At 56.3% G+C, this 14,965-nt stretch carries 12 protein-coding genes; all 12 read right to left on the bottom strand.

Features of this window, described 5'->3' with window-relative positions; genetic code table 11:
- Positions 1 to 146: 146 nt before the first annotated feature.
- The 12 genes from BR04_RS01115 to BR04_RS01060 all read right to left on the bottom strand — a co-directional run bounded on the left by BR04_RS01115 (position 147) and on the right by BR04_RS01060 (position 14,870).
- On the bottom strand, positions 147 to 707 hold the full coding sequence (locus BR04_RS01115) for an Lcl C-terminal domain-containing protein (protein ID WP_496354135.1): 561 nt from the start codon (positions 705 to 707) through the stop codon (positions 147 to 149).
- Positions 685 to 1,047: a lipoyl protein ligase domain-containing protein gene (locus BR04_RS01110; RefSeq protein ID WP_496354134.1), complete on the bottom strand. Its 363-nt coding sequence runs from the start codon at positions 1,045 to 1,047 to the stop codon at positions 685 to 687. The genes BR04_RS01115 and BR04_RS01110 overlap by 23 nt, the downstream gene beginning before the upstream one ends.
- Positions 1,048 to 1,071: 24 nt before the next feature.
- Positions 1,072 to 2,517, bottom strand: coding sequence for a hypothetical protein (locus tag BR04_RS01105; RefSeq protein WP_496354133.1), 1,446 nt, complete (start codon positions 2,515 to 2,517; stop codon positions 1,072 to 1,074).
- A complete protein-coding gene (locus tag BR04_RS01100) occupies positions 2,510 to 3,814 on the bottom strand; it encodes a ParA family protein (protein WP_496354132.1) in 1,305 nt (434 codons plus the stop codon). Before BR04_RS01100 ends, BR04_RS01105 begins: the two co-directional genes overlap by 8 nt.
- Positions 3,811 to 4,236, bottom strand: a complete 426-nt coding sequence (locus tag BR04_RS01095) for a hypothetical protein (protein ID WP_496354131.1) — start codon at positions 4,234 to 4,236, stop codon at positions 3,811 to 3,813. Before BR04_RS01095 ends, BR04_RS01100 begins: the two co-directional genes overlap by 4 nt.
- Entirely contained in the window at positions 4,233 to 4,922 is a 690-nt protein-coding gene (gene lipB / locus BR04_RS01090) for a lipoyl(octanoyl) transferase LipB (RefSeq protein ID WP_496354130.1), read from the bottom strand. The genes BR04_RS01095 and lipB overlap by 4 nt, the downstream gene beginning before the upstream one ends.
- Before the next feature lies 1 nt (position 4,923).
- Positions 4,924 to 6,387, bottom strand: a complete 1,464-nt coding sequence (gene gcvPB, locus BR04_RS01085) for an aminomethyl-transferring glycine dehydrogenase subunit GcvPB (RefSeq protein ID WP_496354129.1) — start codon at positions 6,385 to 6,387, stop codon at positions 4,924 to 4,926.
- Complete coding sequence (gcvPA, locus tag BR04_RS01080; RefSeq protein ID WP_496354128.1) at positions 6,384 to 7,739, bottom strand: aminomethyl-transferring glycine dehydrogenase subunit GcvPA; 1,356 nt, start codon at positions 7,737 to 7,739, stop codon at positions 6,384 to 6,386. The genes gcvPB and gcvPA overlap by 4 nt, the downstream gene beginning before the upstream one ends.
- A 5-nt stretch (positions 7,740 to 7,744) precedes the next feature.
- Positions 7,745 to 8,146, bottom strand: a complete 402-nt coding sequence (gcvH, locus tag BR04_RS01075) for a glycine cleavage system protein GcvH (RefSeq protein ID WP_496354127.1) — start codon at positions 8,144 to 8,146, stop codon at positions 7,745 to 7,747.
- A gap of 128 nt (positions 8,147 to 8,274) precedes the next feature.
- On the bottom strand, positions 8,275 to 9,990 hold the full coding sequence (locus BR04_RS01070) for an AAA family ATPase (protein WP_496354126.1): 1,716 nt from the start codon (positions 9,988 to 9,990) through the stop codon (positions 8,275 to 8,277).
- Positions 9,991 to 10,547: 557 nt separating this feature from the next.
- Complete coding sequence (locus tag BR04_RS01065; protein WP_496354125.1) at positions 10,548 to 13,466, bottom strand: caspase family protein; 2,919 nt, start codon at positions 13,464 to 13,466, stop codon at positions 10,548 to 10,550.
- 123 nt (positions 13,467 to 13,589) lie between these two features.
- Positions 13,590 to 14,870 (bottom strand): aminomethyl transferase family protein, encoded by a 1,281-nt coding sequence (locus tag BR04_RS01060; RefSeq protein WP_496354124.1) that lies wholly within the window; start codon positions 14,868 to 14,870, stop codon positions 13,590 to 13,592.
- Positions 14,871 to 14,965: the final 95 nt, after the last annotated feature.

Here is a 14,965-nt window from a genome sequence, read left to right as displayed (position 1 = left end):
TGGACAGGATCGCCCATAAAGCTGGCAGGCCTTTCAGCAGATAAGGGTCTCAGGACGGCATGGATACAAGCCCCGGCCCGTACGGTGCTCATGGCACCTGGGCATCCGGACCGCCTTCTGGGCGAGAAGGCGGCTTCAGCCCTCCGCTACATCGGATCACGAACGAACCAGGCAAAATAAAGGAAGGGACAGTAGGAAGCAGCCGCAGTTCCATCGTAGGAACTTACGTCCCAGTATTTGAGCGGAGGAGCAGGAGTGGACGACCAGTAGGGGCCACCCACAACGTTGATGAAGCCGCTTTTGTCGCGCATTCTGGCGATTAATTCTTCTTTGGTGGGCAAGCGCCACTGGCCGGCGGTGGAGTTATCCGTGAGGCCGCACATGCCGGAGCGAAGACTGGCGGCAGCATCCCGCGCTTCGAGGCAGGTCATCGCCTTGCCAAAGCAGTTGGCGTTTTTCAGCCAGACCACCGGCTGCTTTTGAAAAAAAAAGAACGGGACGTACGAGATCGTACCGTCTCCATTATCATTCCCCGCCGACACGCTCCCTGCCCCGACCGCCAGGGGGAGAATCGATGTCAGAAGGATCATGAGGAGCCGTTTCTTCAGATGGGTTGCCATGGTTTTGTATCCTTTCATGGATGGAAAAGGATTTGCCTGCTTATCGGCATCAGCACAAAGCAAGTTACATGCCAGAAAAATACCCACTGTTTTCCTCCTCCAGGATCCTCTTCTCCAAAGGGCAGAGTACCACAAAACTCTCCACCAGCACCCCCTTCACCGCCTCCATGGACGGGGCTGTCCCCAGCTCCCTTTCAAGGCTGGTCATGACGATGTCCATGCCGCAGGGGGCAATCCAGGAAAAGGGGGTCAGATCCAAAGAGACATTGAGGGCCAGACCATGAAGACTCACCCCGTGGCGCAGACTGATGCCGATGCTGGCAAGCTTGCGGCATTCCACCCAGAGACCGGGGGCCTCTTCCCTGCCCCAGGCTTCAAGCCCATCCTTTAATACGCATGATAGTTTGGGCCCCTGACAGAAAAACAACAAAGTACCGGACACAAATGCGGTTTAACCTGAGATGCGGCCCATGGGCTTCACCCCTCCCCTTCGCCCCAGGCCGAACCCCACACGGTAAAGATCCGGCATATTGATACGTCCGTCCTTCATCTTTTCAAAAATACCCAGACGCACAAGGTCTTCCATGATTCCCGGCCATCCCCGCTCCATATGCTGAGGAGGAAGCCTTGTTTGCATGAGCATGGAGTAATCCCCGGTAAAAAACTGAGCCCAGCGTTCTTCGATCACAGAAAATTCGCATGGCACCGTAAGGCCTGCCAAAGGCTCAAGCAGGATTTTCACCCAGGGGTATTCTTCCCCTATCTCCCCGATCCGGATTTCCGAGGCCTTCTGCACACCCCGTTTGATACTTTCATAGTGAAGCGCATGGGGATGACCCGGATATTTTTCCAGAGAATCTTCTGCGGCAGCCCGGATGGCCGCCAGAAAGGATCGGGGAGAGGTCTGCCCCCTGCCATCGGCCAGATGGCTGACCGACCAGACATAGGGGACACCACGCCGTCTGTCCTTTCCCATCCAGGCACCCGCCAGGGCCTCAAACAGACGGCGCTGCTTCTGGCCATCCTGCTTTGCTTCATCTTCAAGGAACCACAACCCATCCTGCTGCCGGGCCTGTCTGCCCATAATCCCGTCATACACCCTGCGCAGCACCTCGCCATCTTCCCCGGAGGCATTGCACAGCAACTGCCAGAGCAGACCATGGAGGTCATGGGGCTGCCATGTAAGCTCTGATTTTGTGGCCAGCAGCTTTGCGGCATCGGGAAAATCCGTTACCGTACGCCCGAACTGATCTTCACGGAGAAACACCTTGGCATGGATGGCCTGAAAAGGCTTCAGCCACAAAACGATCCGCAGCAGGTCTCTGACAATATCATCCATGATCTGCCAGTCATTGCTGGTACGATCAAGGGCATCGAACACAAGAAATCCCTTAAGCCCTCTTTCCTGGAGCGTCCCATTCAGTTTTTCCACGCATTTCGCCAGCGCTTCCGGATTTAACCGAACCCAGTTCACCGTACCGGACCAATCCTTAACAGGAATATCTTCTCCGGTGATTTCCGCCGCCCAGCGCAAAACGACAGCCTGCCAGATCCTGTAGGGGGGATGATTTTGTCTTAAAAGATCCGCAAAAACATCCATATTGGGATAATGGGCAATGTTTTCATGGGTGGCAAACCCTGTCCTGACCAGGGCATGGAAAAGCTCCCGCACCGAAGTCCCCAGCACAGCACGCAGATTCGGTGCATTGAGGGCCGCCGCCCAGAAGGTCTTTCCCACCCCCCTTGACCCAACCACCAGGTTCGACTCAGGCCTCAGGGCTTTGACATGGGCGCGGGGCATGTATAGCTGACCCGGATCAGGCGACTGACCGTAACTGGATGTTTCATAGGGAAGGGCGACAATGAGGGCCTCCCGGATCCTTGCAGCATCATTCATGGGATTCTCCGTCAAATCCGGCAATTGCATCTATCCCCCGGAGCAGAGGCCCAAAAACAGCCTTCACTTCATCTTCGCCCATACCCTGAAAACGGGAATGGATGGATTGCAGTGCTGCAAACCCCCTGTTCCAGCGGATGGGCCAGGGAAAATGGGGAGCGGTCTCGTCGGCCTGATCGAAACTGAAATATGCATCCGCAGGTTCCCCCGCAGGAATCTCGTCATAAAGCTCTTCGGCAAAGGTTGTCCAGGAACGCTCACGCAGGCCGTCAACATATTCCTTTGCGTTCACTTCCGGAATCATGGCTCCCACCATCTGAAGGCGCTCACGGATCTCACGCACAACACCTGTCCGCCGCCAATGTTGAAACAAAATCCTGTAACCGGACCAGGCCTGCTCCCCGTCAATGGAGAACAGCAGAATTCCCTTTGCCCCCAGATCCGTTATACAGGCGGAGGCCACTTCGTCGATGCCAGCACGGGCATCCATCAGAATAACATCGGGTTGCCAGCGATTTTCCAGCGCCGTCAGAAGACGGCCCAGACGGCCAGCCCAGGGCTCCCGCAAACCATCCCCATCCATCCCAGGCATCCAGACCCTTCCGAGTTTGGCCACATACTCTCCCGGATTCCGTCCATGGGCAGGAACGACATAAATGTCTCCGTCATGGGAAAGATCACTCCTCGTCACCATGTCTTCGAAAACGGCGGCACCGTTTCCCACCAGATCCTCCACAAGCCAGTCCGTGATACCATAGGCAGGCCGTCTTTCATCGGGCAGCAGGGAGGTGGAAATGCCGGGCGATTCCAGATCCAGATCCAGAACCATGACACGTTTTCCGGATTGGGCCAGCGACCACGCAGCCACAGCCGATGCCGTAGAACGCCCCACACCACCTTTAATGGAAAAAAACACAATACGCGGCGCACCGGAAGAAACCGGCTCAATCCTTGCCCAATCGGTTTCCGTTGCCAGACGATCCACAACGGTGACGGCATCGAACCCCTGAAGAGGAAAATGCAGGGCTCCCTGTTTCACCATCTCCAGCGAAGACTCAAAAAGCACCATGCGTTCCGCAGGAAAGGTGTGTGGCCCAAGGCATTTTTCCAGCACGTGCACGATGGTTTCCACCGCGCCTCGGGTTTCAGGCTGATCCTGTAATTTCTCATCAAGAATCAGACGGATACGACCATTCAGATCCCGGTTAAGGATCACAGGTTCCAGTTTTTTCAACGCTTCTGTCAGGGTACCCAGCACTTCACGGATGACAGGCAGCATCTCATCGAAAGTCGTCATGAAATCAGCCCCTCCCAAATCGCCTTTTTCACCAGATTGTAAACCTTTCCGGCCCCATCCCGGTGAGATGCGGCAATCTCCTGTGTGAAATCTCCCTGCGGTGCATACCGCTGGGCAATATTCCAGTCAGAGAAGGGTTCCAGTGACGATAACGGATAGCTCACCCCATCGTGACGTCCTGAACGGTAGGCTTCGTAACGCTTCCAGATACAATCCGCATGAACCCGATCCTTTTTACGAGCGGGGCTTCCGCTTGCAGAATCAATTTCCATGCCGAATGCGCACATCAGCCGCTTCAAACCGCATTCTGCTGCCAGACCATAGAGGTGATCGGCATTGGCCCAGCGGGCCGCAGTGAAAAGCAGCTCCGCATCTTCCCAGTGGCGTTTATGCGCATCTAAAAAATCAGTGCTCATCTTCATGAAGAACCTCTTATCCCATCAGACAATCCATGGCAAGCCAACCCCATCTCTCCCCTCAAAGGACAGAGTGCCATAAAACTCTCCACCAGCGCCCCCTTCACCGCCGCCATGGACGGGGCTGTCCCCAGCTCCCTTTCAAGGCTGGTCATGGCGATGTCCATGCCGCAGGGGGCAATCCAGGAAAAGGGCGTCAGATCGGGAGACACGTTAAGGGCCAGACCATGAAGGCTCACCCCGTGGCGCAGACTGATGCCGATGCTGGCAAGCTTGCGGCCTTCCACCCAGAGACCGGGGGCCTCTTCCCTGCCTCCGGCTTCAAGCCCGAAAGCCTTCGCGCAGCGCTCCATGATCCTTTCAAGAAGCCGCACCCAGTCCCGCACCCCAAGACCCCGCCTCACGATGCTGAAAACGGGATAGGCCACCAGCTGACCCGGCCCGTGGAAGGTCACAAGCCCCCCCCTTCCCGTTTCCAGAATCCCCACCCCACGGGCCAGCATCTCTTCCTCGGAAAGCCTGAAAAACCCCCGGCCTCCCCGTTTTCCCAAAGTAAAAACCGGCGGATGCTCCACAAGAAAGAGCACATCCCGCCGGTTTTCATTGTTTTCCTTTTCCGCCAGTACCTGAAGCTGACGGGCATACGCCGCTTCCCAGGACAAAAGCCCCAGATCCACGACGTCGAAGTCCATGCTACATGCCCCCGCAGAGGCAGGGCGTTCTGGCGGCGGCCGTCTCATCCAGACGACGGACGCGGGTGCGCTGGGGAGCCTCATGGAGAAGATCGGGGCTTTCCTCCGCTTCTCTGCGGATGCGCTTCATGGCTTCGATGAAGCGGTCCAGCTCCTCCACGCTTTCCGTTTCCGTAGGCTCCACCATCATGGCGCCAGCCACCACCAGGGGGAAATAGACGGTGGGCGGATGAAAACCCAGGTCTATGAGGCGTTTGGCCACATCCAGGGTGCTGACGCCAAAGCTTTTCAGATTTTTATCCGAAAACACGCACTCGTGCATGCACACCCGATCCTGGGCGATGTCGTAGAACTCCTTGAGACTGGCCCGGATGTAGTTGGCGTTCAGCACGGCCATCTCACTCACCCGTTTCAGCTCCGGCCCGAGGCTCCGGATATAGGCCCAGGCCTTGAGCAGCACCCCGAAGTTCCCGTAAAAGGCATGGAGACGGCCGATGGACTGGGGTGCCTCCGTTTCCAGGGCATAGCCCCCTTCCCTTTTCACCACACGGGGAACGGGGAGAAAGGGCGCGAGTTTTTCCACCACACAGACAGGCCCGGCTCCCGGCCCGCCTCCGCCGTGGGGGGTGGAAAAGGTTTTGTGCAGGTTAAAATGCATCACATCCACACCCATGAGCTTCATGTCCACATAGCCCATGACCGCGTTCATGTTGGCCCCGTCGCAGTACACAAGGCCGCCTTTGGCATGGACGATGGCTGCGATTTCGGCAAAATGGCTTTCAAAAAGCCCCAGGGTGTTGGGATTGGTGATCATGATGCCAGCGGTGCGCTCATCCATGAGGGCGGCCACGGCTTCCGGATGAAGAATGCCGTCTTCCCCGGACGCAAGGGCCACGGGCTTCATGCCGCAGAGGGCGGCGGAAGCGGGGTTGGTGCCGTGGGCCGTGTCCGGAATCAGAATCCTGTCCCGCTTTTCTCCCTGAGACCGGAACCAGGCGTCAAAGAGCATCATGCCGCAAAGCTCCCCGTGGGCTCCGGCTGCGGGCTGAAGGCTCGCCGCATCCAGACCGGTTACGGCCTTCAGCATCTCCTGAAGCTCAAACATCAGCTCAAGCGCACCCTGGCTGAGGCTTTCCGGCAAAAGGGGATGGGCTGAAGCAAACCCCGGCAGGGCCGCAAGCTTTTCATGGATCTTGGGATTGTACTTCATGGTGCAGGAACCCAAGGGATACATGCCCGAATCCACGCCATAGTTCCACTGGGAAAGGCGGGTATAGTGGCGCACCACCTCCAGCTCCGAAAGATCCGGAAAATCCGGGCCTTCGCCCTGAAGGGCTTCGGGAAGCTCTTCCGCAGGAGGTACGTCGGCTGCGGGCATGGAAAAGGCGGTGCGGCCCTTTTTCCCCTTTTCCCAGAGAAGGGCTTCTTTGAAGATCAGCCCCGTTGTCGCAAAATCACCGTTCATAAAAGCTCCCCTCTGATGGCTTCCGCCAGTGCGTCCATATCTTCCCTTGAGGCGGTTTCCGTGGCGCAGAAAAGAAAGGCCTCCTTCATCCCCGGCATTTCCGGATACAGGCCTTCAAGGCCAAGACCCGCAACCATGCCCTTTTCCATGAGTCTTTCCCGGATGCGGCCAAAGCCCTGGGGCGCTTTCAGGGTGAATTCATTGAAAACAGGACTTGTGAAAAGGGAAGTGAACCCCAGCCCTTCCAGGGCTTTTTTCAGATAGGCCGCCTTGTCGCGGTTCAGAGCGGCAAGCTTGCGGATACCCGTACCGCCGAGGGTGGCCATGTACATGGCAGATGCCGTGGCGCAGAGGCCCTGATTGGAACAGATGTTGGAGGTGGCCTTTTCCCTGCGGATGTGCTGCTCCCGCGTGGAAAGGGTGAGGACAAAGCCCCGCTCGCCGTTCATGTCTTTTGTCTGTCCCACCACCCGGCCCGGCATGTTCCGCACATGGGCCATGCGGCAGGCGAACATGCCAAGCCCCGGCCCGCCGAAGCTCTGGGGAATGCCGAGACTCTGGCCCTCGCCGCAGACGATGTCCGCCCCCTGACTTCCCGGACTGGGGAGGAGGCCAAAGGCGAGGGGTTCCGTGAAGGCGGCCACCAGCAGGGCCTTTGCCCCGTGGCTGAGGCTGGCGGCGCTTTGCAGATCTTCAATGCAGCCGAAAAAGTTGGGGCTCTGCACGGCAAGGGCCGCCAGATCGTCCATGCCTTCAAGGCCGGAAAAATCCGTCCGGCCCGTGGCGGGGTTCACGGGAAGGGTCACTACCTCAAATTCCGTAGGCGCGAAATAGGTCTGCACCACCTCCCGGTAATGGGGATGGATGGCCTGGGACAGAGCCACCTTCTTTTTCCCCTTTCCGAGGCGGATGGCCATGAGCAGGCCCTCGGCCAGGGCGGAAGCCCCGTCATACATGGAGGCATTGGCCACCTCCATGCCTAAAAGCCTTGCCGTGAGGGTCTGGTATTCAAAAATGGCCTGCAGGGTACCCTGGCTCACCTCCGGCTGATAGGGCGTGTAGGCCGTGGTGAATTCCGAACGCCCCAGAAGCTGGGGAATCAGGGCCGGGATGTAGTGGGAATAACTGCCCGCTCCCATGAAAACCCTGTTGCCGGAACCCGCGGCCATGGAAGCGGCAAGGCTTTCCATGCGGGTGATGAGATCCCATTCCGTGAGGGGAGCGGGAAGATCCAGGGGAGTTTCCCGGCGGCAGGCGTCGGGAAGGGCCTCAAACAGAGCCTCCACCGAAGGCAGCCCCGCCCGTTCCAGCATGGCGGACACATCCTCCGGCGTATGGGGAAGATAGCGCATGGTCTTTAAAGTCCCTTCAGCATTTCGCGGTAGGCCGGGCTGTCCATGAGATCGGTCAGGCTGGCGGGGTCGTCCGGCGTGATTTCAAGAATCCAGCCCTCCCCATAGGGAGAGCGGTTCACCAGCTCAGGGGTATCCTCAAGGCTGCGGTTCACCTCGGAGACCGTTCCGGAAACGGGCATGTACACCTCGCTCACCGCCTTCACGGACTCCACCGTGGCGCAGACAGCCCCTTTTTCCAGATGGCTTCCCGGCTCGGGAAGCTCCACGAAAACCACATCCCCCAGCTGATCCTGGGCGTAATCCGTAATGCCCATGCGGGAAGGGCTTGCCTCCGCCGCCAGCCATTCGTGGGCGTCGGTGTAGTGCAGATTGTCCGGGGTCTGAATGTCCTGAATATCCTTCATGGTGCCAAGCTCCTTTATGGTTTTGGGAATTTCATAAAAGGGAAGCCCCTTTTATGGGGTGAATTTGTTTTATTTCCATGGATTCAGAAGTCTTACTCCGCTCTCTTCCATATCCCTGGTGTTTTGGGTTACAGACTGAAAAACCGGAACCCCGCCCCTGCCACCGTATACACCACATGGGAGCATACCGTGAGTTCCGGCCACTGGGCTTTGAGATCACGGGCATAGCGGCCCACCTGCTCCACGTCCTCTGGCCTTGGGCCTTCCCTCTTTTCAAAATCCATCTCCGCTGCTTTCTGACGGGAAAAGTGCTTGAATTCCAGCACATGGGCTTTTCCCTCAAAGCGGCTTCCGGGCCTTGCGATGGCCTCAAAATCGCTGCGCCCTGAAGGCCGATTGACTTCAATGGCGATAAAAAAATGGCGGGCCAGAAAACGGGCGCACAGCTCAAAAAAAGTGGTGCGGAAAAAGTTCTCATTGGCCTTGTCGAAAGCCTGGGCCGGGATCTGGCCCACATAGGTTTTCCAGTATCCGGCAAAGAGTTCGGCCATGTCGTCCTTTTCGAGAAAGGCCTCGAAAATTTCGGCGTATCCGCTGGAAACATCAATTCTTTCAAGCTCGTTGAAGTATTCCGCAAATATCCGCTTGGTGCTCAGGTTGGGAAATCCCACCCGGAACTCCCCTTTAAAGGTCACCATACCGAGATAATAAAGGCTGATGGGCAGAAATTCCGGAGAAAAGAAGCGGTTCATGCTGAACCGGCTCCTCAGCAGGGTAAGGTCTGCCCTCAGAGTACCTTCCAGCATGAGGTGCTCCAGAAGTTCCCGTGCCGGATGATCGCCCCCTGCCAGCCGCCGCAGCCAGTCCACACTGACCCGCAGGTTGTCGTCCATGGTTTCGGAAGGGATCTCACCATTATTAATGAGCAGCCTGCTCAGATAAAAATTGCAGATGGTGGAATTGTAAAGGGGATTTCCGGCATCGGGCAGAAGACGGTAGCCGTTGTAGTGGATTTTCAGATCTTCCAGCACACGGGCCTTAAGACTCTGGGGCCATGAATGTTCTGAAAAAATGGCATCCACATAGGCTTCCACCTCAGCCTGGGTAAAGCCCAGCATCTCCAGAACATGCTTTTCCAGAGTAATAACCTGCCCGATATTAAAGCCGCTGGTGAGATCATCCATGGTTACGGGCAGAACGCCGGTGATAAAAACCCGCGCCACAGAGCCTTCCCCCACACCGGCCTTGATGACCTTATAAAAAGAACGCAGGAAGGAATCCCCAGTGGTCAGGGCATTGTACAGCCTGTCCTGACGGGTGGTGAGGAGCTGGTTGGTGAAGTTGTCGTATTCATCAATGATAATGTGAACCGGCGGGGCATGGCCCATGCGGACGGTTTGCAGAATCCGGGCCAGCATGGTGCTGGCATCACGGCTTTCCGGCTGGATGAAATCCGGTAAAAAAACTCTGTATTTATTTAAAAAAAGCCCGAAACTGTTCAGGCACTCTTCCTTAAAGGAAATTTCGATTTCCTCCAGGCTGTCACTGGCCCTGACCTTGGAAAAATCAAAACGCAGCACCAGGTGGCTGTTCTTCAGGGGAGAAGGAGTACGGCCAATATCCGTATGCCCGAACAGGGTGGCAAACTGCTCTTTCGCATGGATATCGTAATAACATTCCAGAATGGAGCACCAGAGGCTTTTCCCGAAACGCCGGGGCCTGAGAAAAACCGGAACCTTGTACCTTTCCAGCTCATGGATAAAGCGGGTCTTGTCCACAAAATGGTAGTTTTCATGAACGATTTCCTCATAGCTTGCCACGGCATAGGGAATTTTTCGGGTCATTCTCCACTCCATTCTCTCAAAAAAAGCCAGACACCTTTTCCTTGGCACTGCACAGGGACGGGCAGTGCACGGGGACCTGCCCCTACACCATCCCTTTTCCCTCATTCCCGGCCACAGCCCAGAAGGAAAAGGGAAAAACATGCCCTCACCCCCGGCCCCTCTCCCAGAGGGAGAGGAGAGAAAAACAAGGGCAAAACAAAAGCTTATTTGATTACCACCTTACCTCAGCCATGCAATCGCAGATTTTGCCCATGCAGCATTGAACCCATCGTTCCCACGCTCCAGCGTGGGAATGCATCTTGAGACGCTCCAGCGTCTTGAATACCGGAACACTGTCATGCTCCAAACGCTTGTATGGCATTCAGAAACTGGATGCGTTCCATGTTTGGGTCTGGATCATCCCGGTGCTTTGTCAATACCCAGTTCCCAGAGAAGGAATTCCCGAGGATACTGGCCTTGGGCGCAGGAGCGCCCGGTAGTGCGTTCCCACGCTGGAGCATGGGAACGATAGCTGAAAAACAAAGGCAAAACAAAAGCTTATGCTTTTTAACACAAACTCATCGGGTCTGCACCACACCCAGAGGGAAATCCTGACCATAACCAAAGCCCATGGGGTATTGGGGGCTGCCCCGGTGTTCTCTGGTGAGTTCTGGAACAAGGTTTTCCACACAACTTTTCATGTGATTTACGGTAACAGTTTTATCCATGGGCTTGCAGGCACCGCGGATGGTTTGGAGCATGGAATAGGTGAAAATTCCGTGACCTAAGGCACTCACTTCTGTTGCATCCTGTTCCGGGTTGCTGGCTGCAATTACATAGGTTCCTGTACTGCGGGCAAGCTGGGCAATGGCTTTTTCTTCGGCAGCACCCCGCATGGCAAGGAAGGTGTCAACGGCACCTCCGCTGTTGCAGGAATCCAGGAGCATAAGCTGTTTTCTTGAATCAATGTTTTTCAAAAGCTCCACCATTTCAAAGGCGGAAATTCCTTTTTCCTTAAGCATGTCATCGGCATGATACATACGGGTAACATCGTGCAGCACCATGTAGTAATCCGGCCTTTGCCCTCCCATACCCTCGCTCATCACCCCATGGCCTGCATAGTAAAAGACAAAAACATCCTCAGGTCTTGCCTTTTTGCGGATGCTTTCGATGGCCTTTAAAAGTCCCTCCCTTGTGGCATCGCTGTTTTTTAAGGAAAGCACTTCCACCCTCTCAAAAATAGGGCCTGCGGATTTTCTCAGCACCTCCGCAAAGGTCTCGGCATCCTTTGCGGCATAGCCAAGGTTATAGCGGGGGTTTTTGTAGGCATCAATGCCCACGGAAAGGAGATACATGCGGGGTTTTACGGTTTTGGGGGCCTGATAGTGCAAAAGAATTTCATGGGGCTGGGATTCCGTGCGCTGGGTATTGTAGGCCGTGGCCCTGAAGCGGTTTTCCCCATCCAGAAGGCTTAGGGTAAAGCTGCGGGTTTCTTTGCCTTTGGCAGCGGCAAGGCGTTTAAAGCCCCGACCCGTACCTTCCACGAGCTTGTCGTTGTGGTAAAGCCGTATTTCATCAATGCCGCCGCCCTGATCCTGCACCTCTATATTCAGGGTCACTTCCGCCTTTGCCATGGGAGCCCTGTCTTTCGGGGAAAGAATGCGGACAAGGGGGGTGGGCTGCAGGTTTGCCATGAGCTTTTTATCCTGCTCCTCCCGGAAATTTTCTCCGGAAAGCACCTTCATGCCAAGGCCGGGCTGGTAAAAGCGGTCGTAAAAACGGCTTAAGGGATAAAAGAGAGCTTCTTTGTCTAAACCCTGATTGAGGTGCCAGCCCACAAGGCTTTCCGCATCCGGGCCGGAGCTGTCAAAATACCCGTCCGGCGTCCAGAGTATCCAGCGCTTTCTGTCCGGATGCACAAAAAGACTCATGAGAAGAGTACCCTCTTTGGTATCGTACCAGCGTAAGCTGCCGTCTCCCATGGCGGCAATGAGGGTCTGGCTCTTTTCTGCGATGGCAAGGGAAAAGACGTGTTCCTGGGTGGGGGTTTTCCAGAGGGTGTGGCCTTCAGCATTCAGGCCGTAAAGGGTCCACGATGCCCCAAAGACAAGGCCTGTTCCGTCGGGACGGATGTCCATACTATGGCTTCGTTCATGGGTTTGTAGAAAATCCAGCGTCTTTCCATTGAGAAGGGGAGCATAGCTTAGATACCAGTCTTTTACCTCAAGGCTTTTATTCTTGTCCGTAAAATGGCGCTGCCTCCCTTCAAAGCCCCCTTCCTGTAGGCTTCGATCCGGCAGGAGAAAGGAAAAGGGCTGTTCATACTGAGGCTTCACGGTGATGCGGCTGCCATCCGCACTGATTTTAAGGTGGCTCTTATCCCTTGCGGCATAATCAAATGTTTCTGCCCGTTTATAAAAAAGAATTTCCCCCTCTTTCTGGATGCGGCCCATGTCCGGATACGCGCCTGCAAAGGCAATACCGCCTTCACCCATGGGAAGAATGTCCATGATGGTTTGAGCCGCAAGGGGAAAGTCCCGGTAAGTGCCCCTTCCGGCCTGCTCCCAGCGGCGGAGGACACATTGCCAGCGGCCTTCATGCGAAACAGCATAACCCCCCCCGGCAAAGAGAAAGGCCCCGTCCGAAGAAAAGGCTACCTTATTCAGTCTTTCATTCCTGCTGTCCGCACCCGTAATGTCCGGCCTGTAGAGAAGGGTCAGGGTATGGGCGTCCAGCACCTCAAGGTCAGGGCTGTCTTGATAACCTACAGCAAGGCGGGTAGCGTCCGGAGAAAAGGCAAGGTGACGGGGCCTCTCCCCGCCTTCGGTTTTTCTTTTCAGAATCTCCTTAAAATCCGCATCATAGAGACGGACATGGCCATCATAACTCACAGTGGCGAGACGCCCCCTGGAATCAAAGGCAAGCTTTGGGGTACGATCCCCGTACTCTCTGTGGGTGCTGTGCAGGGAAAAGTTTTTCTGAACTGAAAAAATCCGTACTCCGTTTGAGCCGCCAAGGCCTGCGGCAAGGAAGCTTCCGTTTGGGGAAAAGGCAAGGTCTTGAATCACATTGTCCATGCCGGTGATGCGGTGCAGAAGCTGACCGGAAGAGGTGTCAAAGACATAGATGCTGATTTTTTTGTCCCAGGCATACCCCGTCCATCCCCCCACAGCCGCAAATTTCCCGTCAGGCGAAAGGGCGCCCGCATAGAGCATCCCTTCATTCCCCTCCCCAATGGGGGGCCGGAAGGTACGGATGAGCTTGCCCGTGGAAGCCTCCCAGAGTTTGGCACTTTTGTCATCAGATGCAGTGAGGAGATAGCGGCCCTCCCTGTCCCGGCTGATGCGGCGTATTGTTGCCGTGTGCATGTCCGTGTTCAGTTTGAGGTAGGGGGTGAGGGCCTGGGAGGGGCTGTTTTTGGGGGAAGCAGGGGCTTCTTCCTGGAAGAACACGAGGAAGCCAATGAGAAGCCCGCATAACAAGAGAATTTTTTTCATGTTTTTTCCTTTAAACGCACTGGTTCCCCCCTGGCCCGGACATGGCTTTCCATGAGGGCAGCTTCCGTGAACATCGGCCTCCTGTCTCCCCGCAGGATTTCCTCTTTTGGGAAAAAAGGACCTTTATCCCAGCATCTCCGCCATGGCCTTTCTTGCCGTGCGAGCGGGTCTTAAATCCCGGATGAGGGTGACGGGGATCTTCCGTTTGCCGTCGTTCAGCACAAGGGAGGTTCCCGGAAGAAGGGGACGATCCACCCGCAGAAAACCGCAGGCAAGCCCCTTGACCGCAAGATCCGGAGGCAGATCCGGGCTGGCCACGGAATAGAGTGTTCCGTTTTTTGCGGCCATGCCCATGTCCGTGACACAGGTCAGCACATGACCGATCTTCTCTTCTCCCAGAAAAACAAAAGTTTCCGGCCCGGCCCCCACCTTGCGCAGATCGCTTCCCACAAAGGCATACGTGTGGGGAGCACCTTCAAGGGCCGCCATCAGGGCCGCATCCCCCAGAAACCCCTTGGTGAAACCTTTCTGATCCTCCGTAAAGGGAAGGGCAAAGGGCCAGGGATGGTTCACAAAGGGCCAGTCTCCGATGTCCTGATGGGAAAGGGGCAGCAGCGCGCCCGCCCGCAGGGAGTCCCTGGCCGCGAGGCCGCAGGGGATGAGGCCAAAGGGCCTTCCCGCCTCTTCAAGGAGATCCCAGATGCCTGTCACCGCATCCATTTCGGAAAAAATCTCAAAGCCGAATTCTCCTGTGTATCCCGTGCGGGAAAGGAGGATGGGGGTTCCGTTTTTCAGCACACAGGGCAGGGACGGGGCCTCTCCCGTCCAGTCTCCCTTAAAGGAGAAGTAGGGCATGGCGGCAAAGAGGGCTTCGGCATCCTTCAGCACGGAAAAAAGAATCTTTCCCGCAAGGGGGCCCTGCACATCCACCTTGCCCACCTGATCCGTCAGATCCTCAACGCGGATGCCTCCCCCTTCGCTCTTCTCCCGGATGTGACGGCTCAGGGGACCGCCCATGCCCGCGTTCACCACGATGAGGTAGTGTTCCTGCTCCAGCATATAGACCAGGGCATCATCCAGCACATGGCCCCGGATGTCGCAGAAAACGCCATACGCGCAGCGGCCCGGAGACAGAGGCAGGCCTTTAGGCCCGATGCAGCGGTCGAGATCCTTGGAAAAAAGCCCCTGAAGAAGCCTCCGGCTTCCCTCCCCCCGCACGCGGATCAGCGCCATGTGGCTGGTATCGAACATGCCCGCACGCTGCAATACGCTCAGGTGCTCGGCCCTGGCTCCCGCAGGATACCAGAGGGGCATTTCATAGCCTCCGAAGTCCGCCATGTTGGCCCCGAGGGCCAGGTGTCTTGCGTGGAGGGCCGTTTTTTTACTTTCAGGATGCCTGTTCATGCTGCCCCTTTCCTTCTTCTGATTCCCGATTCCCGGAGTTCCGATGGTATGCAGATCCTGCCCCTTAAGCACAGGGATAGTGGTAAAAAACGGAA

Source organism: Desulfobotulus sapovorans DSM 2055 (genome assembly GCF_059569355.1).
Note: the sequence above shows the minus strand (reverse complement) of the source record. Positions and strands in the feature narration are given on the sequence as shown.

Coding starts and splice junctions, on each gene's coding strand:
- BR04_RS01105 (WP_496354133.1), bottom strand. CDS start 2,517: ATGAATGATGCTGCAAGGATCCGGGAGGCCCTCATTGTCGCCCTTCCC.
- BR04_RS01100 (WP_496354132.1), bottom strand. CDS start 3,814: ATGACGACTTTCGATGAGATGCTGCCTGTCATCCGTGAAGTGCTGGGT.
- BR04_RS01095 (WP_496354131.1), bottom strand. CDS start 4,236: ATGAAGATGAGCACTGATTTTTTAGATGCGCATAAACGCCACTGGGAA.
- lipB (WP_496354130.1), bottom strand. CDS start 4,922: ATGGACTTCGACGTCGTGGATCTGGGGCTTTTGTCCTGGGAAGCGGCG.
- gcvPB (WP_496354129.1), bottom strand. CDS start 6,387: ATGAACGGTGATTTTGCGACAACGGGGCTGATCTTCAAAGAAGCCCTT.
- gcvPA (WP_496354128.1), bottom strand. CDS start 7,739: ATGCGCTATCTTCCCCATACGCCGGAGGATGTGTCCGCCATGCTGGAA.
- gcvH (WP_496354127.1), bottom strand. CDS start 8,146: ATGAAGGATATTCAGGACATTCAGACCCCGGACAATCTGCACTACACC.
- BR04_RS01070 (WP_496354126.1), bottom strand. CDS start 9,990: ATGACCCGAAAAATTCCCTATGCCGTGGCAAGCTATGAGGAAATCGTT.
- BR04_RS01065 (WP_496354125.1), bottom strand. CDS start 13,466: ATGAAAAAAATTCTCTTGTTATGCGGGCTTCTCATTGGCTTCCTCGTG.
- BR04_RS01060 (WP_496354124.1), bottom strand. CDS start 14,870: ATGAACAGGCATCCTGAAAGTAAAAAAACGGCCCTCCACGCAAGACAC.